This window comes from Enterobacter sp. BIDMC93 (assembly GCF_001037805.1).
Lineage (GTDB): Bacteria > Pseudomonadota > Gammaproteobacteria > Enterobacterales > Enterobacteriaceae > Enterobacter > Enterobacter hormaechei_C.
Window position 1 is genome coordinate 3257541 of record NZ_KQ089962.1, and the last position, 23303, is coordinate 3280843.

The 23303-nt window shown below is 55.4% G+C and carries 22 protein-coding genes; 4 read left to right on the forward strand and 18 right to left on the reverse strand.

Features of this window, described 5'->3' with window-relative positions; translation table 11 throughout:
* Positions 1-113: 113 nt before the first annotated feature.
* Both mfd and SK58_RS15245 read left to right on the forward strand, forming a co-directional pair.
* Positions 114-3560, forward strand: a complete 3447-nt coding sequence (gene mfd, locus SK58_RS15240) for a transcription-repair coupling factor (RefSeq protein ID WP_017693631.1) — start codon at positions 114-116, stop codon at positions 3558-3560.
* Positions 3561-3705: 145 nt separating this feature from the next.
* Positions 3706-4671: a L,D-transpeptidase LdtC gene (locus tag SK58_RS15245; protein ID WP_023303432.1), complete on the forward strand. Its 966-nt coding sequence runs from the start codon at positions 3706-3708 to the stop codon at positions 4669-4671.
* Positions 4672-4748: 77 nt separating this feature from the next.
* Here the strand turns inward: SK58_RS15245 and bhsA are convergent, their stop codons facing one another.
* Complete coding sequence (bhsA, locus tag SK58_RS15250) at positions 4749-5006, reverse strand: multiple stress resistance protein BhsA (RefSeq protein ID WP_006809234.1); 258 nt, start codon at positions 5004-5006, stop codon at positions 4749-4751.
* Between the two features lie 245 nt (positions 5007-5251).
* Here bhsA and SK58_RS15255 point away from each other — a divergent pair, with 245 nt between their 5' ends.
* On the forward strand, positions 5252-5887 hold the full coding sequence (locus SK58_RS15255; RefSeq protein ID WP_015570813.1) for a TetR/AcrR family transcriptional regulator: 636 nt from the start codon (positions 5252-5254) through the stop codon (positions 5885-5887).
* A gap of 60 nt (positions 5888-5947) precedes the next feature.
* On the opposite strand, the gene SK58_RS15260 is transcribed toward SK58_RS15255, so the two are convergent.
* The 8 genes from SK58_RS15260 to hinT form a co-directional block, all read right to left on the reverse strand.
* Positions 5948-6487 carry a glycine zipper 2TM domain-containing protein gene (locus tag SK58_RS15260; RefSeq protein ID WP_017384715.1) on the reverse strand — a complete coding sequence of 180 codons (540 nt, stop codon included), beginning with the start codon at positions 6485-6487 and terminating at the stop codon, positions 5948-5950.
* Positions 6488-6680: 193 nt separating this feature from the next.
* The gene (locus SK58_RS15265) at positions 6681-7985 is read right to left on the reverse strand and encodes an NAD(P)/FAD-dependent oxidoreductase (RefSeq protein WP_017693633.1); all 1305 of its coding nucleotides are present in this window, start codon (positions 7983-7985) and stop codon (positions 6681-6683) included.
* A gap of 236 nt (positions 7986-8221) precedes the next feature.
* Entirely contained in the window at positions 8222-8764 is a 543-nt protein-coding gene (ycfP, locus tag SK58_RS15270) for an alpha/beta hydrolase YcfP (RefSeq protein WP_006809239.1), read from the reverse strand.
* 31 nt (positions 8765-8795) lie between these two features.
* A complete protein-coding gene (gene nagZ, locus SK58_RS15275; protein WP_003857934.1) occupies positions 8796-9821 on the reverse strand; it encodes a beta-N-acetylhexosaminidase in 1026 nt (341 codons plus the stop codon).
* Positions 9822-9832: 11 nt separating this feature from the next.
* Positions 9833-10657: a thiamine kinase gene (thiK, locus tag SK58_RS15280; RefSeq protein WP_017384718.1), complete on the reverse strand. Its 825-nt coding sequence runs from the start codon at positions 10655-10657 to the stop codon at positions 9833-9835.
* The gene (gene lpoB / locus SK58_RS15285; RefSeq protein WP_154299774.1) at positions 10638-11282 is read right to left on the reverse strand and encodes a penicillin-binding protein activator LpoB; all 645 of its coding nucleotides are present in this window, start codon (positions 11280-11282) and stop codon (positions 10638-10640) included. The genes thiK and lpoB overlap by 20 nt, the downstream gene beginning before the upstream one ends.
* Positions 11283-11295: 13 nt before the next feature.
* Positions 11296-11670, reverse strand: coding sequence for a YcfL family putative periplasmic lipoprotein (locus SK58_RS15290; protein WP_003857939.1), 375 nt, complete (start codon positions 11668-11670; stop codon positions 11296-11298).
* 1 nt (position 11671) lies between these two features.
* Complete coding sequence (hinT, locus tag SK58_RS15295) at positions 11672-12031, reverse strand: purine nucleoside phosphoramidase (protein WP_006809243.1); 360 nt, start codon at positions 12029-12031, stop codon at positions 11672-11674.
* A gap of 353 nt (positions 12032-12384) precedes the next feature.
* Between hinT and fhuE the strand changes: the two genes are divergently transcribed.
* Positions 12385-14574 (forward strand): ferric-rhodotorulic acid/ferric-coprogen receptor FhuE, encoded by a 2190-nt coding sequence (gene fhuE, locus SK58_RS15300; RefSeq protein WP_017693635.1) that lies wholly within the window; start codon positions 12385-12387, stop codon positions 14572-14574.
* Positions 14575-14715: 141 nt separating this feature from the next.
* Here fhuE and ptsG read toward each other — a convergent pair whose 3' ends face one another.
* The 9 genes from ptsG to fabG all read right to left on the reverse strand — a co-directional run bounded on the left by ptsG (position 14716) and on the right by fabG (position 23297).
* Entirely contained in the window at positions 14716-16149 is a 1434-nt protein-coding gene (ptsG, locus tag SK58_RS15305) for a PTS glucose transporter subunit IIBC (protein ID WP_003857942.1), read from the reverse strand.
* 297 nt (positions 16150-16446) lie between these two features.
* Positions 16447-17241 (reverse strand): metal-dependent hydrolase, encoded by a 795-nt coding sequence (locus SK58_RS15310; protein WP_017384720.1) that lies wholly within the window; start codon positions 17239-17241, stop codon positions 16447-16449.
* A 10-nt stretch (positions 17242-17251) separates the two neighbouring features.
* A complete protein-coding gene (gene holB, locus SK58_RS15315; RefSeq protein WP_032647998.1) occupies positions 17252-18256 on the reverse strand; it encodes a DNA polymerase III subunit delta' in 1005 nt (334 codons plus the stop codon).
* Positions 18253-18894 (reverse strand): dTMP kinase, encoded by a 642-nt coding sequence (tmk, locus tag SK58_RS15320; protein WP_032647996.1) that lies wholly within the window; start codon positions 18892-18894, stop codon positions 18253-18255. The genes holB and tmk overlap by 4 nt, the downstream gene beginning before the upstream one ends.
* Positions 18884-19906 (reverse strand): cell division protein YceG, encoded by a 1023-nt coding sequence (gene yceG / locus SK58_RS15325; protein WP_047735068.1) that lies wholly within the window; start codon positions 19904-19906, stop codon positions 18884-18886. Before yceG ends, tmk begins: the two co-directional genes overlap by 11 nt.
* 2 nt (positions 19907-19908) lie before the next feature.
* On the reverse strand, positions 19909-20718 hold the full coding sequence (gene pabC, locus SK58_RS15330) for an aminodeoxychorismate lyase (protein WP_045615699.1): 810 nt from the start codon (positions 20716-20718) through the stop codon (positions 19909-19911).
* A gap of 120 nt (positions 20719-20838) precedes the next feature.
* Complete coding sequence (gene fabF / locus SK58_RS15335; protein ID WP_032104090.1) at positions 20839-22080, reverse strand: beta-ketoacyl-ACP synthase II; 1242 nt, start codon at positions 22078-22080, stop codon at positions 20839-20841.
* A gap of 91 nt (positions 22081-22171) precedes the next feature.
* Positions 22172-22408 carry an acyl carrier protein gene (gene acpP, locus SK58_RS15340; protein ID WP_003857954.1) on the reverse strand — a complete coding sequence of 79 codons (237 nt, stop codon included), beginning with the start codon at positions 22406-22408 and terminating at the stop codon, positions 22172-22174.
* A gap of 154 nt (positions 22409-22562) precedes the next feature.
* On the reverse strand, positions 22563-23297 hold the full coding sequence (gene fabG / locus SK58_RS15345) for a 3-oxoacyl-ACP reductase FabG (RefSeq protein ID WP_003857956.1): 735 nt from the start codon (positions 23295-23297) through the stop codon (positions 22563-22565).
* Positions 23298-23303: the final 6 nt, after the last annotated feature.

A 23303-nucleotide genomic window follows, 5' to 3' on the forward strand; every position in this document is an offset into this window, starting at 1 on the left:
TCTTGTGCGGTTACGATTTGCTTATGTAAAACGATCGAGGATAATAAAGACATTGCGTATCAGTGATATGCCCCAATACTGTTGGTATATCCCCAAGAGACTCTGACATAGCCATGCCTGAACACTATCGTTACTCCTTGCCTGTCAAAGCGGGCGACCAGCGCCAGCTGGGCGAACTCACGGGCGCGGCCTGCGCCACCCTGGTGGCGGAAATTGCTGAGCGGCATCCTGGGCCGGTGGTGCTGGTTGCCCCGGACATGCAAAACGCCCTGCGCCTGCACGATGAAATTCGTCAGTTCACCGACAGTCTGGTATTCAGCCTGGCCGACTGGGAAACGCTTCCCTACGACAGTTTTTCTCCGCACCAGGAGATCATCTCTTCGCGCCTGTCGACGCTGTATCAGCTTCCCACCATGCAGCGCGGCGTGCTGATTGTGCCGGTGAATACCCTGATGCAGCGCGTCTGTCCGCACAGCTATTTGCACGGCCATGCGCTGGTGATGAAAAAAGGCCAGCGCCTGTCGCGCGATGCCCTGCGCGTGCAGCTGGACGGAGCCGGCTATCGACATGTCGACCAGGTGATGGAGCACGGCGAATATGCGACGCGCGGTGCGCTGCTGGATCTCTATCCGATGGGCAGCGATCGGCCATATCGTCTGGATTTCTTTGATGATGAGATCGACAGCCTGCGCGTGTTCGACGCTGACACCCAGCGCACGCTGGAGGAAGTGGACTCCATTAACCTACTGCCCGCCCATGAGTTCCCGACGGATAAAACCGCCATCGAGCTGTTCCGCAGCCAGTGGCGCGACAGGTTCGACGTGAAGCGCGATGCCGAACATATCTACCAGCAAGTCAGCAAGGGCACCCTTCCGGCCGGGATCGAGTACTGGCAGCCCCTGTTCTTTAACGAACCGCTGCCGGCGCTGTTCAGCTACTTCCCGGCGAATACGCTGATTGTTAACACCGGGGATATCGACGCCAGTGCCAGCCGCTTTGAAAGCGAAACGCGCGCCCGCTTTGAAAACCGGGGCGTTGACCCGATGCGTCCGCTGCTGCCGCCGGAAATGCTGTGGCTACGTACCGACGAGCTCAACGCCGAGCTGAAACGCTGGCCGCGCATGCAGCTCAAAACCGACGCGCTTGCCGAGAAGGCGGCGAACACCAATCTCGCGTTCCGGACGCTGCCTGATCTGGCCGTCCAGGCGCAGCAGAAATCCCCCCTTGATAATCTGCGCAAGTTTCTTGAGTCCTTCACCGGGCCGGTGGTCTTCTCCGTTGAAAGTGAGGGTCGCCGTGAAGCGCTGGGCGAACTGCTGGGACGGATCAAAGTTGCGCCGAAGCGCATTCTTCGCCTGAGCGAAGCGACCGGAAATGGCCGTTACCTGATGATCGGCGCCGCCGAGCACGGATTCATTGATACGCTCAATAACCTGGCGTTGATTTGTGAAAGCGACCTGCTGGGCGAGCGCGTCGCGCGCCGTCGTCAGGACAGCCGTCGCACCATCAACCCGGACACCCTGATCCGTAACCTGGCCGAACTGCACCCCGGTCAGCCGATCGTTCACCTGGAACACGGGGTGGGTCGCTATCAGGGGATGACCACCCTCGAAGCAGGCGGCATCAAAGGTGAATACCTGATGCTGACCTACGCCAACGACGCCAAACTGTACGTGCCGGTGTCGTCCCTGCACCTGATCAGTCGCTACGCCGGGGGCGCGGAAGACAACGCGCCGCTGCATAAGCTGGGCGGCGATGCCTGGGCGCGCGCGCGCCAGAAGGCGGCGGAAAAAGTACGCGACGTGGCCGCCGAGCTGCTGGATATTTACGCCCAGCGTGCGGCCAAAGAGGGCTATGCGTTTAAGCATGATAAAGAGCAGTATCAGCTGTTCTGCGACAGCTTCCCGTTTGAAACTACGCCGGATCAGGCCCAGGCCATTAACGCCGTGCTGAGCGACATGTGCCAGCCGCTGGCCATGGACCGCTTGGTCTGCGGTGACGTGGGCTTCGGCAAAACCGAAGTGGCGATGCGTGCCGCCTTCCTGGCGGTGGAAAACAACAAGCAGGTGGCGGTGCTGGTGCCGACTACCCTCCTCGCCCAGCAGCACTTCGACAACTTCCGCGACCGCTTCGCCAACTGGCCGGTGCGCATTGAGATGCTGTCGCGTTTTCGCAGCGCCAAAGAGCAGACGCAAATCCTGGAACAGGCAAGCGAAGGCAAAATCGATATTCTGATCGGCACTCACAAGCTGCTGCAAAGCGACGTGAAGTGGAAAGATCTGGGGCTGCTGATCGTGGATGAAGAGCACCGCTTCGGGGTGCGCCATAAAGAGCGCATCAAAGCGATGCGCGCCGACGTCGACATTCTGACCCTGACCGCAACGCCGATCCCGCGCACCCTGAACATGGCGATGAGCGGCATGCGCGATCTGTCGATTATCGCCACCCCACCGGCGCGCCGTCTGGCGGTGAAAACCTTTGTTCGCGAGTACGACAATCTGGTGGTGCGCGAGGCGATCCTGCGCGAAGTGCTGCGCGGCGGCCAGGTGTATTACCTGTATAACGACGTTGAAAATATTCAGAAAGCCGCCGACAGGCTGGCAGAGCTGGTACCGGAAGCGCGCATCGCGATCGGTCACGGACAGATGCGCGAGCGCGAGCTGGAGCGGGTGATGAACGATTTCCACCACCAGCGTTTCAACGTGCTGGTGTGTACCACCATCATTGAGACCGGGATCGACATTCCAACGGCGAACACCATCATTATCGAACGTGCGGATCACTTCGGCCTGGCCCAGCTGCACCAGCTGCGCGGGCGCGTCGGGCGCTCGCACCATCAGGCCTACGCCTGGCTGCTGACGCCGCATCCGAAGGCGATGACCACCGACGCGCAAAAGCGTCTGGAAGCTATCGCCTCGCTGGAAGATCTGGGTGCTGGCTTTGCGCTGGCGACCCACGACCTGGAGATCCGCGGCGCCGGTGAGCTGCTGGGTGAAGACCAGAGCGGCTCCATGGAAACCATCGGTTTCTCGCTGTATATGGAGCTGCTGGAAAATGCCGTCGACGCGCTTAAAGCCGGACGTGAACCGTCTCTGGAAGATCTCACCAGCCAGCAGACCGAAGTGGAACTGCGCATGCCTTCTCTGCTGCCGGATGATTTTATTCCTGACGTGAATACCCGTCTGTCGTTCTACAAACGCATTGCCAGCGCGAAAAGCGAAGGCGAGCTGGAAGAGATCAAAGTCGAACTGATTGACCGTTTTGGGATATTGCCCGATGCGGCGCGCAACCTGCTGGATATTGCCCGCCTGCGTCAGCAGGCGCAGAAGCTGGGCATTCGCAAGCTTGAAGGCAATGAGAAAGGCGGCGTCATTGAGTTTGCCGAGAAGAACCACGTCGATCCGATGTGGCTGATTGGCCTCCTGCAAAAACAGCCGCAGCATTTCCGTCTTGATGGCCCGACGCGTCTGAAATTTACGCAGGATCTGACGGAACGTAAAACCCGCATGGACTGGGTGCGTAACTTTATGCGTCAGCTGGAAGAGAACGCCATCGCATAACGGTATCCCCCGCCAGCGCCCGGCTGGCGGGGGGACAATTTACAAACTCTTTGCACTTCGCCCGAACTTCCCGACTATACATTCGCCATAATTATCATTAACGCCTTATAAAACAATAACCTTATCATTTGTATGGATTATGATAATGATGATTTCTTCGCGTTTTACCCGCTGGTTAACTCTGTTTGCGCTGGCCGCGACGGTTGCCGTCGCGCTCCCTGCTCGCGCCAATACCTGGCCTCTTCCGCCTGCCGGCAGCAATGTCGTAGGTGAAAACCGCTTTCACGTGGTTGAAAACGATGGCGGTTCGCTGGAAGCGATTGCCAAAAAATATAACGTCGGGTTCCTGGCGCTGTTGCAGGCCAACCCGGGCGTAGATCCATACGTGCCCCGGGCAGGCAGCGTACTGACGATTCCGCTGCAAACCATCCTGCCGGACGCGCCGCGTCAGGGCATTGTGATTAACCTCGCCGAGCTGCGTCTGTATTACTACCCGCCGGGCAAGAACGAAGTGACCGTCTACCCTATCGGTATTGGTCAGTTGGGGGGCGATACGCTCACGCCTACCATGGTCACCACCGTCTCTGATAAGCGCGCTAATCCAACCTGGACCCCGACGGCAAACATTCGCGCCCGTTATAAAGCTCAAGGTATCGACCTGCCTGCCGTGGTGCCTGCTGGCCCGGATAATCCGATGGGGCACCATGCGATTCGCCTGGCGGCATACGGTGGGGTTTATCTTCTGCACGGAACGAATGCGGATTTCGGGATCGGGATGCGCGTCAGCTCCGGCTGCATTCGCCTGCGCGATGACGATATCAAAACGCTCTACCGCGTGATCGCCCCTGGCACGAAAGTGAATATCATTAATACGCCGATTAAAGTGTCTGAAGAGCCGGGTGGCGTCCGTCTGGTTGAGATCCACCAGCCGCTATCGAAAAACATCAATGACGATCCGCAGACGCTGCCGATTAATCTGAATGCCTCGATGGTGAGCTTTAAAACGAATGCCAATACCGATGGCGCGGTGATGGAGCGGGCGATGGAAGCGCGCTCGGGGATGCCAACCGATGTCACGCGGCATCATGAGGTTGCTCAGCAATCAATGTAAAGCAGTAATAACGACAAACGCCCTGCATCAGCAGGGCGTTTTTTATTGCAGTGGCATAACGGAGGGTTGCGTTACGCTTATTTGTAGATAACAGCGGTACCGTGCAGGGTGTTAGGACCGGTCACAGAGGTGATGCGGAATGATTTCGCACCCATTTCGTCAGCTTTTTGTGCCAGCTGATCTTCCAGAGAGCCCAGATTAGTCCCGGCAGTGGCAGAGATGGTACCGACTTTCTGCTGGTCTGCTGGCGTGGATTGCACTTCAACAGCAGCGAAGCTTGCGAAAGAGAGTGAACTCAGAACGGCGGCAGCGATGAGGGTTTTAACGTTTTTCATGATTTTATACCTTTAGGCAGATGATGTAGTGGTCGTTAGTTATTTAGTTAACGATCGATAGGTAAATGATAGATGTGATCCAGGTCACACGTCAACCCATTTTTATAATGGTCGTTAAATTAATTTCATTTGCCTTATATTTCATAAAGATAAAATTAAATTATTTTTCAGAAATCACCGCTGGTCGTTGCAGACGTTTATTTTTATAATGACTATTCAACAAAACAACAGAGGACCAACGGCACATGACAACCGATGTCACGCGTTGCGCGAAGAAAAGCCGTGGCCGACCAAAAGTGTTCGACAGGGATGCGGCGCTCGATAAGGCCATGACGCTCTTCTGGCAGCATGGGTATGAAGCCACGTCGCTTTCCGATCTCGTGGAAGCAACGGGCGCGAAAGCCCCTACCCTGTACGCAGAGTTCACCAACAAAGAAGGCTTATTCCGGGCCGTTCTGGACAGATACATCGCGCGCTTCGCGGCAAAACATGAAGCCCAGCTGTTCTGCGAAGAAAAAACGGTTGAGCAGGCATTGCAGGATTATTTCACGGCAATCGCGACCTGCTATACCAGCAAGGACACGCCTGCGGGCTGTTTTATGATCAACACCTCCGCGACCCTCGCGGCATCGTCTAAAGAGATTGCCAACACGGTCAAATCGCGACATGCGATGCAGGAGGAGACGCTCAGCACGTTTCTGGCTCAGCGTCAGCAGCGCGGCGAAATACCGGCGCATTGCCGTCCGCAGGAGCTTTCCCAGTATCTGAGCTGTATTTTACAGGGGATGTCCATCAGCGCCCGTGAAGGCGCGACGCTGGAAAAATTGCAGGGGATTACGCAAACAACGCTGCGCCTGTGGCCTGAACTTCTTAAACTCTGACGCAAAAAAAAAGCTCCTCAGCCTGAGCGCATGAGGAGCTAAGTTCAGAGAACATCTTTTTTACACTTTGTTATTCAGTATCAGCTGACCGTTGCTGTCGAGAGGGATCTGCGTGCCAGGATCTTTATCCATGCGGATTTTGCCCTGCTGATCGCCAATTTTGTAGGTTACGTCGTAGCCCAACATTTTTTCAGACTTGTCATACACGGTTTTACAGCGCTGCTGCGTTGTGGTGTAGGTATCATTTTCCTGCATCGCGCCCTGTACCTGGTTACCGGCATAACCGCCACCCAGCGCACCAACCACCGTCGCGACATCCTTACCACGGCCGCCACCAAACTGATGACCAATCACCCCACCAGCAACCGCGCCCAGCACGGAGCCAGCGATACGGTTTTCATCCTGAACCGGACGACGGTGGGTGACAGAAACATTACGGCACTCCTGACGAGGCGTCTTGACCGTCTCTTTGATCGGTGTAGCGGAAACCACCTGCGCATACTGCGGGCCACGATCAAGTACGTTCAGACTGGCAACGGCAGCCACACCTAACGCAGCTGCGACGCCAATCCCTATACCCGCCAACATTGATTTATTCACGGGACTTCCTCCTTTGTTGCAATTGGTAGCAATTTTGCAGCGCAATAAACGCTTCGCCAATAAGATAAAGGATCAAAATCAGGGCTGTTGACCGGGACAACGTGGGTTTAAGAGAACTCTTAAGCGTCAGGAGGGAAATGCACAGCATGATGTGCTAAGAATTCCCTCCGGAGGGCCCGGAGGGAGAGAGAAATTAGTGCAGCTTCAGGCGTGGACGGATCACGCGGTTGATGCGGCCAACCAGCATCATCAGGCCGGTTTTGAAGTAGCCGTGCAGCGCAATCTGGTGCATACGGTACAGAGAAATGTACACGAAGCGGGCGATGCGCCCTTCCACCATCATGGAGCCGCGCATCAGGTTACCCATCAGACTGCCCACGGTGGAGAAGTTTGAGAGCGACACCAGAGAGCCGTGGTCTTTGTAGACATAGGCTTTCATCGGTTTGCCTTTCATCTGCGCCAGGATGTTATGCAGCACGAGGCTTGCCATCTGGTGCGCGGCCTGAGCGCGAGGCGGTACAAATCCGCCTTCCGGACGTGCGCAGGAGGCACAGTCGCCAATGGCGAAGATGTCCGGATCGCGCGTGGTTTGCAGCGTCGGCTCTGTCACCAGCTGGTTAATGCGGTTCGTCTCCAGCCCACCGATATCTTTCATGAAATCAGGCGCTTTGATCCCCGCAGCCCAAACCATCAGGTCGGCCTGGATATATTCGCCGTCTTTGGTATGCAGGCCGCCCTCATCCGCGCTGGTCACCATGGTCTGGGTCAGCACGCGCACGCCCAGTTTGGTCAGCTCGTTGTGCGCCGCGCCGGAAATACGCGGCGGCAGCGCAGGCAGAATACGTTCACCTGCTTCCACCAGCGTCACATTCAGCGCTTCGTTAGTCAGCCCTTTGTAGCCGTAGCTGTGCAGCTGTTTGACCGCATTGTGCAACTCCGCCGATAATTCAACGCCCGTTGCGCCGCCGCCCACGATAGCAATGTTGACCTTGCCGTTAGCACCCATGTTATTGGTGTACTTCAGGAACAGGTTAAGCATCTCCTGATGGAAACGACGCGCCTGATGCGGGTTATCCAGGAAGATGCAGTGCTCTTTTACGCCTGGGGTGTTGAAATCATTGGAGGTACTGCCCAGGGCCATCACCAGCGTGTCATAGGCCAGCTTGCGCTCAGGAACCAGCAACTCGCCTTTATCATCACGCAGCTCAGCCAGCGTGATGGTTTTGTTTTCACGATTGATATCCACCACCGAACCCAGCTGGAACTGGAAGTGGTGGTTACGCGCATGCGCCAGATAGCTCAGCGCATCCACGCCCTCATCCAGCGACCCGGTCGCCACTTCGTGCAGTAACGGCTTCCACAGATGACTGTGGTTACGATCCACCAGCGTGATTTTGGCTTTCTTACCGCGACCCAGCTTCTTACCCAGCTGTGTCGCGAGCTCCAGTCCGCCAGCACCACCGCCGACAATCACTATCTTTTTCAATGGCGTAGTCAACGTGACCCCCTCAAATTATTAACCAATTGTTAATTAAAAGTTATATAAATAACCCTTAATTAACAACAGGTTACTGCGCTGAAACCATTCAGATTCATTGAGAATAGCACGTCAGGCGCATTGGTCATACCAAAATTGATATGTATCAAGTTTTGATGGTTTAAAAGTAGACAACTCTGACAAAAAAGAGGCCTGGTACGCTTTCACGTACCGGGCCTTTATCAGGTTCAGGGAGATCAGCCCAGCGTTTTAAAGGCTTTAATACGCTGCAAGTGCGGGGAAATGTTTTTGAACTTGTGGGTCTGCTCTTCGTCCCAGACAATTTCGTAGTAATGGTGCAGAAGCTCGGCGGCGCGGGAGCTGTTCAGCGCTTCATCGTTGCGGGAAAGGATCACCAGACACCGATCGCGGTTCTTTTCACGGAAATTGCTCACGCATTTAGTTGCGATGTCGGCGTACTCCTCCGGGCGATCGATTTTGCCTTCCATGTTTTCGTTCGGAAAGAGGTTAGGATTAAAAATGACCTGACGGATATCGCACAAAAAACCGATGCGCTCTGCCCAGTATCCTCCTAACCCCACGCCGCAGATCAGCGGGCGATCGTCGATATTGAGCTGCAACATTTTATCCACTTCTTTAAGCAGATGCTGCATGTCATGCTTCGGATGACGTGTGCTGTAACTGATCAGCCGGACATCCGGATCGATAAACTGCAATTGCAGCACTTTCTCATGATTACCAGGACTGTTTGAGTCAAAACCGTGTAAATAAATGATCATCGTCTCACCACGCTACGCCTTCCGGGATGAATTAAAGGGCTGCTTTATGTGCCTGCCAGCGCTCGTTCAGGGCTTCAAGCCGGGCGTTTACCGTTTTCCAGCGCGCCGAGTCCATCAGCTCCTGACGACTAAATGAACCTTTATGATACAATTGTGTAACACGTTCAGCATTGATCGGCGACAGGTTATCCAGCACGCTCACCGCCCCTTTACGATTATTGCAGACGAGGATCATATCGCAACCCGCATCCAGCGAAGCCTGCCCACGTTCGGCATAGCTACCCATAATTGCCGCCCCCTCCATGGATAAATCGTCAGAGAAAATTACGCCATTGAAGCCTAATTCCTGACGCAGTACGGTTTTCAGCCAGTGCGGAGAGCCGCTGGCCGGACGCGGATCGACCTCACTGTAGATGACGTGCGCAGGCATGATGGCATCCAGCTTGTTATCAGCGATCAGCGAGCGGAAAACCGACATGTCTTTAGCGCGAATGTCTGCTTCCGGGCGCGGATCGCGCGGGGTTTCTTTATGGGAATCCGCCGTCACCGCCCCGTGGCCCGGGAAATGTTTGCCGGTGGTTTTCATGCCCGCAGCATGCATACCGTCAATAAAGCGCGTCGCCATTGCCAGCGCAATACGCGGATCGTCATGATACGAACGCTCACCAATTGCCGCGCTAATGTGTCCTACGTCCAGCACCGGGGCGAAGCTGATGTCGATATCCATGGCGATCATCTCGCTGGCCATCAGCCAGCCGGCGTCCTGCGCCAGTTGACCGCCCTCTTCGATCCCCAGCAGCGCAGCAAAAGATTGCGCGGCGGGTAAACGGGTAAACCCTTCGCGGAAACGCTGCACACGCCCACCTTCCTGGTCTACGGCCACCACCAGGTGATTGCGCGACGCCGCACGGATCTGGCGAACCAGCTCACGCAACTGCTCCGGATCATGATAATTGCGGGTGAAAAGAATCAGCCCCCCTACCAGCGGATGCGCCAGAATTTCGCGCTCTTCCGCATCCAGCTCAAACCCTTCGACATCCAACATTACTGGACCCACACCTACCTCTCTTATCCTTTCGTTTGTAACTGACGCCAGGCATCATTTGCCAGCGCAATAAATTGTTTGTCATCTGTCTGCTGAAGGCGCATTTCAAACCATCCCGCCATCAGCATCAACACCCACGGACGCCAGCGCGCGACCTGCCGCGCAAGGGTGAGCGCATTGATGTTGGCGTTTCGGGCATAGGCGGTTATCAGCTGCTCGCGCGACGCCTCATCAGGCATCCAGACCGCAGCGAGTTCGAGCGCCACGTCACCGTCTCCGGCATATTCCCAGTCGATAAGTTTCTCGCCTGCCGTGGTATGAACGATATTACCCGCGTGGACATCCATATGCAGCGGCGCCAGACGTAACGCCTGCGGCTCTCCCGCTCTGCGTAGCCGCTTAAGCTGCGCCAGCCAGTAGGGCGTGCGTCGTCCAGGCGCAGCCTGCTGCCAGTAGTGATCCAGCAAAGGAAGTAACGTTACCCGCCAGCCCAGACGCGGCTGGCGATGCAGATGATACAGCATGGCTGCAAGCGCAGGCGTATCGGGAAGCTCGCTTTTGATCTCACCCGCAATAAACGCCACCGCCATCCAGTCTCTGATAAAGAGATGAGGTTGTGGCGCAAGGTCGGCGGGCAGGCGCTTCAGGGCGCGGAACTGGCGACGAAAATGGGAGGCAGGCGCGGCGGCATCGTGATGCTGACGTAAAACCAGCCGATGGTCGCCACGCTCAATAATGCAACTCGCGCCGCCAAGCCCGGCGGGGGCTTGCGGCGCGATAACACGGTACTGAGGGAAATAACGCGTCAGGACGTCATGACGCGTGCGCTTATTGTTGCGTAACGGCACCTTTACCTGACCAGATAATTTCGCCGGTCTGAACCAGCATTAACTGCATCTGCAACGACGGCGTGTTCACGTTGCCTGTCGCGTTAGAATAAAGGACATACTGCGCGCCAACGTTGCGGGCAATACCAATCGCTTTACTGCGCGAACCCAGGCTGTCCTGAGGCGACAGACCAAGCTGCTGCTTGGCGACCGCGAGCTGCTGAGCTGAGACCAGCGTAAATTTACCGTTGTTTGCCAGCGCGTTGCGCAGGGTTTCCGTCGCTTCTCCCGCATTCAGGGAACCGTTTGTACGGTTGTTCACGCTGTCCACCAGCAGCACGCTGCCGGGCGTAACGCCCTGTGCCTGCAACATTTTGCCCACCATCGGCTGCATTGCGCCGTTCCAGTCATAGTGGCGTACTCGCGGCGCAGACTGTGCGGTGTCGTCCGGATGTTCGATCGGGCCAGGCTGCGCCGGAATGGTCGGTACAGACGGCACGGTTGGAACAGGCTGCGCTGGCGTTGTTGGCTGTTCCGTTCCCGGCTTCGCCTGATCTACCGGTGCTGGTTCTTCCGTTCGCGTCACACAACCCGCCAGAAAGAGTGCAAAAGCACTCAGGAGCGCATAACGGCTCATTGTTTTAATCAAGGTTCACTCCTTACAAATAAAGATAAAGTCTCACCTTATGTGCACCCAGATAGCTGGCGCTGCCGTAGAGCGTGACTGACGATCTTGCCGGGATGGTCACGCTGCGCGGCGCCTCAAGCGGGTGCATCTCAAGACCTCTCACGTCATACCAGTAGAAGCGATAATGCACCGTCACTGGCTCTTGCCTTTCGTTATAGAGCGTAGAGGAGGCTGAAGACTGGATTTCGCTTATGGTCAGCGAAGGTTTCTCCGCCGTGATGCCCGCAGCAAGCACTGAGGACTCCATCACCAGCGTCTGTTCTTCACTGACCGGGATGGCGGGACGCGCGCTGCACCCAACCATTACCAGCGTCACGATCAGCGCTGCAATACGCCCAGTTAACATATTAAAGACCTTTATGTGCCAGCATCGGTCCCAGTGGACGTCCACCCAGCAGATGCATATGAATATGATAGACTTCCTGGCCGCCATGGCGATTACAGTTCATGATCAGACGGTATCCGTCTTCAGCAATCCCTTCCTGCTCTGCGATTTTCGCGGCTACCGTAAGCATACGGCCCAGCGCCACTTCATGCTCGGTTTTAACGTCATTAACGGTCGGGATCAGAATATTGGGAATAATAAGGATGTGCGTCGGCGCCTGGGGAGAAATGTCGCGGAAAGCCGTGACCAGTTCATCCTGATAGACAATATCCGATGGAATTTCGCGGCGGATAATTTTACTGAAAATCGTTTCTTCAGCCATGACCTTTTCCTTTTAAGTTTAATCTGGCGTCGTGCGTCCGTTGTTAACACACATTGTCTGATTTACTGCGTGACACAAGACAAGAGTATGAGCGAGTTTCTCCTGTCCTTTCAACCTTCTCCCGTGATTTCTTTCCTGATTGTCCGCCATCTGGCTGAAGAGGCATCGCTTTAGGACATTTCTTTTCTGAAACCTTATTTCAGTTCATCCCGAAACATCTGTTTACAGCGTTAATCACAATGCGTATATTTCGCATTTGCATTTTCATGCGCATTTTTAACATAGAAAACGACGTCAGCCCGTGCTAGCGGGACTGTCGCGAATTACCTTCACCATTCACTAAGGGTTTGATGATGTCTTTCATTAATCACACCAGGGATGGGCAACATCAGCCTGCCGCAACACCTTCGTTGCTGGCCGCCTGCATTGCTATGGCATTGACGCCAACCGCTGCTTTCGCTGCTTCAACCACCGAAGATACCGTCGTCGTAGACGGGGGTTTTGACAACACACAGGATCTTTCTGCCAGCCAGGATCAGGATTACAGCGTAAAAACCACCACCACCGGCACCAAACTGTTGCTGGTTCCCCGCGACATCCCACAGTCCGTCAGCGTTATCAGCCAGCAACGTATGGCTGACCAGAATCTGCAATCCATCGGACAGGTGCTGACGAATACCACGGGCATTACGGCCCAGGTGCAGGACAGCGACCGTACCGTGTTTTACTCACGCGGCTTTTTCGTCAGCAACTACGCCTATGACGACCTGCCAACCTCCATCAGTGAAGTGTGGAACTTTGGTGATACCGCCGCGGATACCGCGATTTATGACCGCATCGAAGTGGTTCGCGGCGCCACCGGCCTGATGTCCGGCACGGGCAACCCGGCGGCGTACGTTAATATGGTGCGTAAGCACGCGGACAGCCCGGAATTTAAAGGTAACGTCTCCGCCAGTTACGGCAGTTGGGACAAGCAGCGCTACGTGCTGGATCTCCAGGCGCCGCTGGTAGAGTCAGGTAAGGTACGGGGCCGTCTGATTACGGGTTATCAGGACAACGACAGCTTCGTGGATAACTACCACTACCGGAAGAAATTCCTCTACGGCGTGATGGACGCGGATGTCACCGACAGCACCACCCTCTCGGTAGGGTATGAATATCAGGAAAGCCATACCGCCGACCCGACCTGGGGCGGGCTGCCGACCTGGTACAGCGACGGAAGTAAGACCCACTACAATCGTAGCCAGACCGTCGCACCTGACTGGGCTTATTCAGATAAAGACAGCACCCGCATCTTCGCTAACCTGACTCAGCGTTTCGATAATGGCTGGGAAGCGCACATCAACGGCATGCACGCTGAAACCAACTTCGACTCCAAACTGATGTATATGTCCGGCTATCCGGATAAAGAGACCGGTGCGGGCCTGGTGGGTTACGGCGGCTGGAACCGTGGGGAACGTAAACAGGATGCGGTTGACGCCTTCCTGCGCGGCGGCTTCGATCTCTTTGGCCGTCAGCACGAAATGATGTTCGGCGGCAGCTTCAGCCGTCAGCGTAACCATTACGACAACTCCATGCCGGATGCGGTATACGGCATGGTTGATGTCGGCAACTTTAAGAACTGGAACGGGAACATCGCCGATCCCCAGTGGACGCCGTGGAAACTCTACAGCAAGGATGATATTCGCCAGTCTTCAGCCTATTCGTCGGCTCGTTTCTCGCTGGCCGATCCGCTGCACCTGATCCTGGGCGCGCGCTACACCCAATATAACATTCGTTATAACCCGGCAGGATCGCCGAATACCCGTCTGGAAAGCACCAAAGATGATGTCACGCCGTACGCCGGCCTGGTGTATGACATCAATGAGGACTGGTCGACCTACGTCAGCTATACCTCTATCTTCCAGCCGCAGGATAAGCGCGATGCCAGCGGACGTTATCTTGACCCTACCACGGGTAAAAGCTACGAAGCCGGGGTGAAGGCGGACTGGTTTAATACCCGCCTCACCACCTCGCTGGCGATTTTCCGCATTGAGCAGGATAACGTCGCCAGCAACACCTATACCTACATGCCGAGCGGTGAGTCGATCTATGAATCGCTGGACGGGGTGGTCAGCAAAGGGGTCGAGTTCGAGCTCAACGGTGCCCTTACCGATAACTGGCAGCTGACCTTCGGCGCGACGCGTTACATCGCAGAAGATAAGAATGGCAACGCCGTCAGCTCCGATCAGCCGCGCACAACCATGAAGCTCTTCACCCGCTATCAGCTGCCAATGCTGCCGGAACTGACCGTGGGCGGCGGCGTAAACTGGCAGAACAAAGTGTGGACGGACGTGGAAGGCGGCCCGGCAGGACGTTCCCGCGCGGAGCAAGGCAGCTATGGGCTGGTGAACCTGTTCAGCCGTTATCAGGTCACCAAAGATTTTGCGGTGCAGGCTAACGTCAACAACCTGTTCGACAAAGAGTATTACGATTACGTCGGCTCTTATGTAGTGTATGGCGCGCCGCTGAACGTCTCGGTGAGCGCGAGCTACGATTTCTGAGTGACAGAAGCCCGGTGGCGCTGCGCTTACCGGCCCTACCCATCACGTAGGCCGGGTAAGACGCAGCCGCCACCCGGCACCACAAACCGCAGTAATAAAAAAGGCAGCCATTCGGCTGCCTTAGTCTCCCCAGGTCACAGCTTAGTTGTTGCGGATGTACTCATCCATTTCGGTTTTCAGGTTATCGGATTTCGTACCGAAGATTGCCTGAACACCAGAACCTGCAACAACGACGCCCGCTGCGCCCAGTTTTTTCAGACCCGGCTGGTCTACTTTCGCAACGTCGGCAACGCTCACACGCAGACGAGTGATACACGCGTCCAGGTTAGTGATGTTCTCTTTACCACCGAAGGCAGCTACCAGAGCAGGCGCCATTTCGCTGGTCGCACCGGCTTTGCTGTCTTCCGTTGCATCTTCACGACCCGGCGTTTTCAGGTCCAGTGCTTTGATCAGCACGCGGAAGACGGTGTAGTACACCACTGCGTAGCCCGCACCCACAATTGGGAACAGCCACAGCTTGCTGCTGTTACCGGACAGAACGATGAAGTCGATCAGACCGTGAGAGAAGGACGTACCGTCACGCATACCCAGCAGGATACAGATTGGGAATGCCAGACCTGCCAGTACCGCGTGGATTATGTACAGGATCGGCGCAACGAACATGAAGGAGAACTCGATCGGCTCGGTGATACCGGTCAGGAACGAGGTCAGCGCTGCGGAGATCATGATACCGCCCACTTTTGCACGGTTCTCTGGTTTAGCAGAGTGCCAGATCGCAATTGCGGCGGCCGGCAGACCGTACATTTTGAACAGGAAGCCACCAGACAGTTTACCTGCCGTTGGGTCACCCGCCATGTAGCGTGGGATGTCGCCGTGGAACACCTGACCTGCTGCGTTGGTGTATTCACCAATCTGCATCTGGAATGGAACGTTCCAGATGTGGTGCAGACCAAATGGTACCAGGCAGCGCTCAATGAAGCCGTAGATACCGAACGCCACAACCGGGTTCTGGTAAGCCGCCCACTGAGAGAAGGTCTGGATTGCCGTACCGATTGGTGGCCAGATGAAAGACAGAACCACACCGGTGAAAATCGCGGCCAGACCAGAAATGATCGGCACAAAACGTTTACCCGCGAAGAAGCCCAGATACTCAGGCAGCTTGATGCGATAAAAGCGGTTAAACATATACGCTGCAATCGCACCGGAGATGATACCACCGAGAACACCGGTGTCCGCCAGATGCTTAGCGGCAATCTCTTCAGCAGGTAAATGCAGTACCAGCGGCGCAACCACAGCCATGGTTTTCACCATGATGCCGTAAGCAACAACGGACGCCAGCGCGGATACACCGTCGTTATTGGTGAAGCCCAGAGCAACACCGATAGCGAAGATCAGCGGCATGTTAGCAAAAACAGAACCGCCTGCTTCGGCCATCACGTGGGAAACTACGGCTGGCAGCCAGCTGAAGTTTGCAGAACCGACACCCAGCAGGATACCTGCGATAGGCAGTACGGATACTGGCAGCATCAGCGATTTACCGACCTTTTGCAGGTTAGCAAATGCATTCTTAAACATAATTGAGAGTGCTCCTGAGTATTTGTGCTTTTTTTACGTTTTCACGCATTGGCCCGGGGGGAGTACCGCGCCGTGGACAGGACATCTAAGCGCCCTTTATTTATTACACAGAGTAAAATAATTCCCTCTGAGTTTGTTTGACGGCTATCACGTTTCAGTTCAAGACGGCCAAAAAACTTGCAGATATTTACATAAAGCATGTCTGGATGTGTCTAAAAACGCCATCACCGCCCCAAATGAGGCGGTGAACTTTACTCGTTTTACTTATTAATTACGAGCCTAAAAATAACAGGCGTATCAGACAGATTGCAGGTGGGCGGGGTCGATATGGAACAGACTAGCGAAGTTTTCCGTTGTCACGCGAGCCAGCTCTTCAATACTGACACCTTTCAGAACGGCCATATACTCAGCGACATCCCGGGTCATCGCTGGCTGATTTTCTTTGCCGCGATGAGGCACCGGTGCCAGGTACGGGGAATCGGTTTCCACCAGAATACGATCCAGCGGAACATATCGCGCCGCATCACGCAGTTGCTCAGCATTCCGGAACGTTACAATCCCCGAGAACGAGATATAAAAGCCTAAATCAAGCAGCTTACCCGCCGTTTCTCTGTCTTCAGTGAAACAGTGTAGTACGCCACCGCAATCCGTCACCTTTTCTTCCCGCAGGATCGCCAGCGTGTCGGCGCGCGCATCGCGGGTATGAACGATAACAGGCTTATTCAGTTCACGGCCAATACGGATGTGGTTGCGGAAGGATTCCTGCTGGCGAGGTTTCGTTTCCGGGGTGTAGAAATAGTCGAGACCGGTCTCGCCCATCGCCACTACGCCCTCTTCTGCGGCAAGACGGCGTAAATCCTCAACGTCGTACGCTTCATCCTGATTCAGCGGATGCACGCCGCAGGAGAAGACGACATTATCGCGCTCGCCTACCAGTTCACGCATGGCGCGGTAACCCGGCAACGTGGTCGCCACGGCCAGGCAAAATTTCACATCGCGCGCGGCGGCTTTCGCCAGCACGTCGTCCACATTTTTATGCAGGGACTGATAATCCAGGCCATCGAGATGGCAGTGTGAGTCGACTAAAAACATAATGTCTCTCTCAGAGGTGGGAAACCGGCGGTATGACGCCTGGTTGCAGGTAGTGTTCGATACGCAGTAACTGGTCGGTCAGTAAAAGCTCGCGATTGAGACCGGTTACCGTCAAAAGTTGTTCACGACTCTGGCAGATATCATGAAGGATAGCGTGCAGCGACTGCCCTGACAGGCGATTCGCCAGCGTGGTGACCAGCGCCCACACGTCAGGGTTAGTCAGAAGCGTCGCCCCCTGCTGGATTTTGAGCGCATCCAGCAGCAGCGCGGCCAGCCAGTGCAGCCGTTCCGGTGCCTGATCGCTGTTCAGCGCTGGCAGCACGCTCAGCCAGTCATGGCTGTCGAGGGCTGATTCAACCGCACGACATAGCGTTTCACGCTGGGACCACACTTCCGGCTGCAATAAGGCCAGCGCAGCCGCAGGCGCACCGCTGCACAGGCGCAACGCCGAGCGCGCCGCATCTTGTGACACCGTCACTTCTCGCTCAAGCCAGGCGAGCGCCCAGAATTCCTGAGGGACAGCGAGGTGGTGAAGACGGCAGCGACTGCGCAGCGTCGCCAGCAAGCGTTCCGGCTCGCGGCAGGAGAGGAAAAACCAGGTATTCTCTGGCGGCTCTTCCAGGGTTTTTAACAGGGCGTTGGCTGCGGCTTCCGTGAGCAGCGCGGCGTCTTTCAGCCACACCACTTTCGCCCCCCCCAGACGCGCATATTCGTACAGTTTCTCACTGACCTCACGCACCGCGTCGATACCGAGCGTATTTTTGCCCTTCTCGGGTTCGAGGGTGTAATAGTCAGGATGCGTGCCCGCCTGCATAAGCTGGCAACCCCGGCATTTACCGCAGCTTTTATGTCCTTCCGGCTGTTGGCACATCAGAAAGCGGGTGATGGCGTAAATCAACGCATCATCACCCATTCCCGGCAGCGCCTGGATCAGTAACGCATGATGCCCCCGACCAACCTGATAGCTGCCGATCAGCTGTTCAAAGTGCGGGCGCAACCATGGATACCATTTCATGCCTGCTGCTCCTGTAGCCACTGCGTAACGGTCTGCTGAATATCACGCGTAACGTCTTCAAGGGATTGCGTCGCATCGATGGTACGAATGGTCATGTCCTGCCCGGCCAGTTCCAGATAACGCGCACGGGTGCGGTTAAAGAAATCAAAAGACTCCTGTTCAATGCGGTCCAGTTCGCCGCGGGCACGGGCGCGCTTCAGGCCCACCTCAGGGGTCACGTCCAGATACAGCGTCAGGTCAGGACGGAAATCGCCCAGAACCGCGTCGCGAAGCGTAGCCAGCATGGTCTGGTCGATACCCCGGCCACCGCCCTGATACGCCTGGGTTGAGAGATCGTGGCGATCGCCAATCACCCATTTCCCTTCTGCCAGAGCGGGTTTGATCACCGTCTCCACCAGCTGAACGCGCGCCGCATAGAACATCAGCACTTCCGCTTTGTCGGTAATAATTTCATCACCAACGGATTTGATATCCAGTACCAGGCTGCGCAGTTTTTCCGCCAGCTGCGTACCGCCCGGCTCGCGGGTGAAGACCATGTCGGCGACGCCAAGCGACGTAAGCGTATCCACCACCACGTTACGGGCGGTGGTTTTGCCCGCCCCTTCGAGTCCCTCAATGACAATGTATTTACTGCGCATTTTTTTCCTTAAGTGCCTTCAGATAGTCCTGAACGGAGCGATTGTGGCTGGCCAGGTTGGTATTAAACGTATGCCCCCCTTTTCCGTCAGCCACAAAATAGAGATACGGCGTTTTGGCCGGGTGCGCGGCGGCCTTCAACGATGCTTCACTCGGCGTCGCGATCGGTCCAGGCGGCAGGCCGCTAATCACGTAGGTATTATACGCCGTTGGCGTCTCCAGATCTTTTCTGGAAATCCTGCCGTTGTAGTTTTCGCCCATGCCGTAGATAACGGTAGGATCGGTTTGCAAACGCATGCCGATGCGCAGACGGTTAATAAACACCGAGGCAACCTGGTCACGTTCGGCAGCAACGGCCGTCTCTTTCTCGATGATCGAGGCCATCGTCATGAACTGGTTTTGATCTATATAAGGCAGGCCCTCTGCTCGCCCTTTCCAGGCAGCGTCTACCGCCGCGACCATTTTGTTGTGCGCGCGCTTCAGAATGGCCACATCCGTCGTGCCTGCCGTATACATCCACGTATCGGGCCAGAACCAGCCTTCCACCCACTCGGGATGTTCGAATTTTAAGGCGTCTGCCACGGTCTGGTAGCGGTCATCTTTCAGCGTATGCTTAATGTATGGCGCGTCCCGCAGCTGCCTGAGGTAATCGCTCAGACGCATACCTTCCACAAAACGCAGCGGGAACTGGGCTTCTTTACCACTTTCCAGCAGTTGCAGCATCTCGCGCACGGTCATGCCAGGGGTAAAGCGATAGGTGCCGGCCTTGAAATGGGACAGGTCCGGTTCAATACGCAGCAGCCACTGGAATACGCGTGGGCGATTGATAATTTTGTCGTCATACAGCTGCTGACCAAGCGCCTGCCGCCCGGTCCCCGCTTTCAGGGTAAAAATCGTCTCGTCTTTTATCAGGATCTGACTCTCCGCCAGCTGACGGACTTTCCACACTCCCGCTCCGCCAGCGATACCGAACGCAACGATAAGAAGGAGGACAAAGCGTAACATTTTCTTCATGACTACCTGGTTTGCTCACTTAACGGGGCCAGAAACTGGAACAGCTCGCGGGATGACCAGCATTTGCGGCCATAAGCGCGAACGGGGACAACGGGCATCAGCGCATTGCAGATTACGACTTCATCGGCAGACAGCAGCGCCTCTTCCTTAGCGTTGACTTCGACAACGCGAAAGCCTGCGCGTGCCAGCTGGTGCAGACAAAACTGTCGCATAATACCGTTGACGCCGGCCTGCTCCAGCGAAGGCGTGAACACATCACTGCCCTTCCGCCAGAGTAAATTAGCCGCACAGCATTCCGTAATGTACCCTTCGCTGTCAAGAACCAGCGCCTCCCCGGCCTCCGTCTGCTCAAGATGAGTACGAATAAGCACCTGTTCAAGGCGGTTGAGATGTTTTATGCCAGCGAGCATCGGGTTTCGCCCCAGACGTACCGGACTTAACGCCAGGGCTACGCCCTCTTCACGCCAGTGCGCATAATGGGAAGGATAATCTGAAACGGAAAGGACCCGCGTAGGATGCAGACAGGCAGAACCGCTATAGCCCCGGCCACCGCTCCCGCGGCTGATAATGACTTTCAGGACGCCGCTTGCTTTATCTGACGCCAGCCGACGCATTTCACTTTCAAGAATGTCCCACTGCGAGAAAGGGATCAGTAGTGCTTCGCAGGCTTTTTGTAAACGAAGGATATGGGCCCCGAGCAGACACACGCCACCGTCGAGAATACGCGCAGTCGTGAAACAGCCATCGCCAAACTGGGTCGCCCTGTCGCTTGCCGGCAGCGTTTCTTGCTCAAGGCCATTAATTAAAAACATGGTGGCTCCTTATGCGTGGAGGCTCAGTCTGGCAGGATGTGAGCAGCCGGACAAGGGGATTTCACCTAATAAAAAAGGCCCGGCAAGCGGACCTTTTTTATCGTCAGCGACTAACCAGACTCAGACCTTTTTGAAGATCAGAGAACCGTTAGTCCCACCGAAGCCGAAGGAGTTACACAGGGTATACTCCATACCGCTAACCTGGCGCGCTTCGTGAGGAACGAAGTCCAGATCGCAACCTTCATCCGGATTATCCAGGTTGATGGTTGGCGGTACAGCCTGATCGCGCAGCGCGAGAATAGAGTAGATTGACTCTACTGCCCCCGCAGCACCCAGCAGGTGACCGGTCATGGATTTCGTGGAGCTTACCATTACGCGGCCAGCAGATTCGCCGAAGATAGACTTAACAGCCTGCGCTTCTGCTTTATCGCCCGCAGGGGTAGACGTCCCATGGGCGTTAACGTAGCCAATCTGTGCCGGCGTAATGCCCGCATCGCGGATGGCGTTTTCCATCGCCAGCGCAGCGCCTGCGCCGTTCTCTGGAGGAGACGTCATGTGATAAGCATCGCTGCTCATGCCAAAGCCAACAACTTCAGCATAAATTTTCGCGCCACGTTTTTTCGCGTGTTCGTACTCTTCCAGTACGATCATGCCTGCACCGTCACCCAGTACGAAACCGTCACGGTCTTTATCCCATGGACGGCTCGCCGCCTGGGGATTATCGTTTCGGGTAGAGAGCGCACGCGCTGCACCGAAGCCACCGACGCCCAGCGGGGTACTGGCTTTTTCAGCGCCGCCCGCAACCATAGCATCTGCATCGCCGTACGCAATGATACGCGCGGCCTGGCCGATGTTATGCACGCCAGACGTACAGGCTGTCGCGATTGAGATGCTTGGGCCACGCAGGCCGAACATAATGGTCAGGTGACCTGCCACCATGTTGACAATCGTAGACGGAACGAAGAACGGGCTGATTTTACGCGGGCCGCCATTCATCAGAGATGTATGGTTTTCTTCAATCAGACCAAGACCGCCAATCCCGGAGCCGATAGCGGCGCCGATACGGGTCGCGTTCTCTTCCGTAATCTCAAGGCCAGAATCCTGCATGGCCTGAACGCCAGCGACAATTCCATATTGAATGAAGGCATCCATCTTGCGCTGTTCTTTGCGCGAGATGATCTCTTCACAGTTAAAATCCTTTACTAAGCCAGCAAATTTCGTTGCATAGGCGCTAGTATCGAAATGGTCGATTAGGCTGATGCCGCTCTGACCGGCAAGGAGAGCTTTCCAGGTGGACTCTACGGTATTGCCGACAGGAGACAACATGCCAAGTCCGGTCACAACTACACGACGCTTAGACACGCTTGTCCTCCAGGGAGGGATAAAAAAAGAGATTCGTGGGACAACAAAAGATAAAACTCAGGCGGTCGAATGACCGCCTGGAGATGTTCACTTACGCCTGGTGACCGTTGATGTAATCAATGGCAGCCTGAACGGTGGTGATTTTCTCAGCTTCTTCGTCCGGAATCTCAGTATCAAACTCTTCTTCCAGAGCCATTACCAGCTCAACGGTGTCAAGAGAATCTGCGCCCAGGTCTTCAACAAAGGAAGCGGAGTTCACAACTTCTTCCTGCTTAACGCCCAGCTGTTCGCCGATAATTTTCTTAACGCGTTCTTCGATAGTGCTCATACTCTTAAATTTCCTATCAAAACTCGCTTTCGCGATGGTTTTCGTAGTGTATAAAATGTTGAAAAATTTGCAACTAAATCCCGGCAGGTCTTACCACGATTTTACGTTATTTTGAGGCCATTTGCCCAAATAACGCAAATATTTTCGATCGTGATTAAACCATGTACATCCCGCCGTTGACGTGGAGGGTTTCACCAGTGATGTAACCCGCTTCGTCAGAGGCTAAAAATGCAACCGCGCTGGCGATTTCTTTAGGGTCGCCAAGACGACCCGCCGGAACTGCCGCCAGCGTACCCGCACGCTGCTCATCAGTCAGCGCACGCGTCATGTCCGTTTCAATAAAGCCCGGAGCAACAACGTTTACAGTAATTCCGCGGGACGCGACTTCACGCGCCAGCGACTTACTGAAACCGATCAGACCTGCTTTCGCCGCAGCGTAGTTAGCCTGACCAGCATTTCCCATGGTACCAACCACAGAACCTACAGTGATAATACGACCATGACGCTTTTTCATCATAGCGCGCATTACCGCTTTTGACAGACGGAATACAGATGACAGGTTGGTTTCGATAATATCGTTCCACTCGTCGTCTTTCATTCGCATCAGCAGGTTGTCGCGAGTGATCCCGGCATTATTGACCAGAATATCCACTTCGCCAAACTCTGCGCGAATATTTTCCAGAACAGATTCGATAGATGCTGGTTCAGTCACATTCAGTACCAGACCTTTACCGTTCGCACCCAGATAGTCGCTGATGGCCTGTGCGCCATTCTCACTGGTCGCAGTCCCGATCACCGTCGCGCCGCGCGCAACCAGTGTTTCAGCAATAGCGCGCCCAATACCGCGGCTTGCGCCGGTCACCAGGGCAATTTTTCCTTCAAAACTCATGGTATT

What these genes read in the sequence shown, in the direction of transcription:
- mfd (WP_017693631.1), top strand. Translation starts at nt 114, where the DNA reads ATGCCTGAACACTATCGTTACTCCTTGCCTGTCAAAGCGGGCGACCAG.
- SK58_RS15245 (WP_023303432.1), top strand. Translation starts at nt 3,706, where the DNA reads ATGATGATTTCTTCGCGTTTTACCCGCTGGTTAACTCTGTTTGCGCTG.
- bhsA (WP_006809234.1), bottom strand. Translation starts at nt 5,006, where the DNA reads ATGAAAAACGTTAAAACCCTCATCGCTGCCGCCGTTCTGAGTTCACTC.
- SK58_RS15255 (WP_015570813.1), top strand. Translation starts at nt 5,252, where the DNA reads ATGACAACCGATGTCACGCGTTGCGCGAAGAAAAGCCGTGGCCGACCA.
- ycfP (WP_006809239.1), bottom strand. Translation starts at nt 8,764, where the DNA reads ATGATCATTTATTTACACGGTTTTGACTCAAACAGTCCTGGTAATCAT.
- SK58_RS15290 (WP_003857939.1), bottom strand. Translation starts at nt 11,670, where the DNA reads ATGTTAACTGGGCGTATTGCAGCGCTGATCGTGACGCTGGTAATGGTT.
- hinT (WP_006809243.1), bottom strand. Translation starts at nt 12,031, where the DNA reads ATGGCTGAAGAAACGATTTTCAGTAAAATTATCCGCCGCGAAATTCCA.
- fhuE (WP_017693635.1), top strand. Translation starts at nt 12,385, where the DNA reads ATGTCTTTCATTAATCACACCAGGGATGGGCAACATCAGCCTGCCGCA.
- ptsG (WP_003857942.1), bottom strand. Translation starts at nt 16,149, where the DNA reads ATGTTTAAGAATGCATTTGCTAACCTGCAAAAGGTCGGTAAATCGCTG.
- SK58_RS15310 (WP_017384720.1), bottom strand. Translation starts at nt 17,241, where the DNA reads ATGTTTTTAGTCGACTCACACTGCCATCTCGATGGCCTGGATTATCAG.
- holB (WP_032647998.1), bottom strand. Translation starts at nt 18,256, where the DNA reads ATGAAATGGTATCCATGGTTGCGCCCGCACTTTGAACAGCTGATCGGC.
- tmk (WP_032647996.1), bottom strand. Translation starts at nt 18,894, where the DNA reads ATGCGCAGTAAATACATTGTCATTGAGGGACTCGAAGGGGCGGGCAAA.
- yceG (WP_047735068.1), bottom strand. Translation starts at nt 19,906, where the DNA reads ATGAAGAAAATGTTACGCTTTGTCCTCCTTCTTATCGTTGCGTTCGGT.
- pabC (WP_045615699.1), bottom strand. Translation starts at nt 20,718, where the DNA reads ATGTTTTTAATTAATGGCCTTGAGCAAGAAACGCTGCCGGCAAGCGAC.
- acpP (WP_003857954.1), bottom strand. Translation starts at nt 22,408, where the DNA reads ATGAGCACTATCGAAGAACGCGTTAAGAAAATTATCGGCGAACAGCTG.
- fabG (WP_003857956.1), bottom strand. Translation starts at nt 23,297, where the DNA reads ATGAGTTTTGAAGGAAAAATTGCCCTGGTGACCGGCGCAAGCCGCGGT.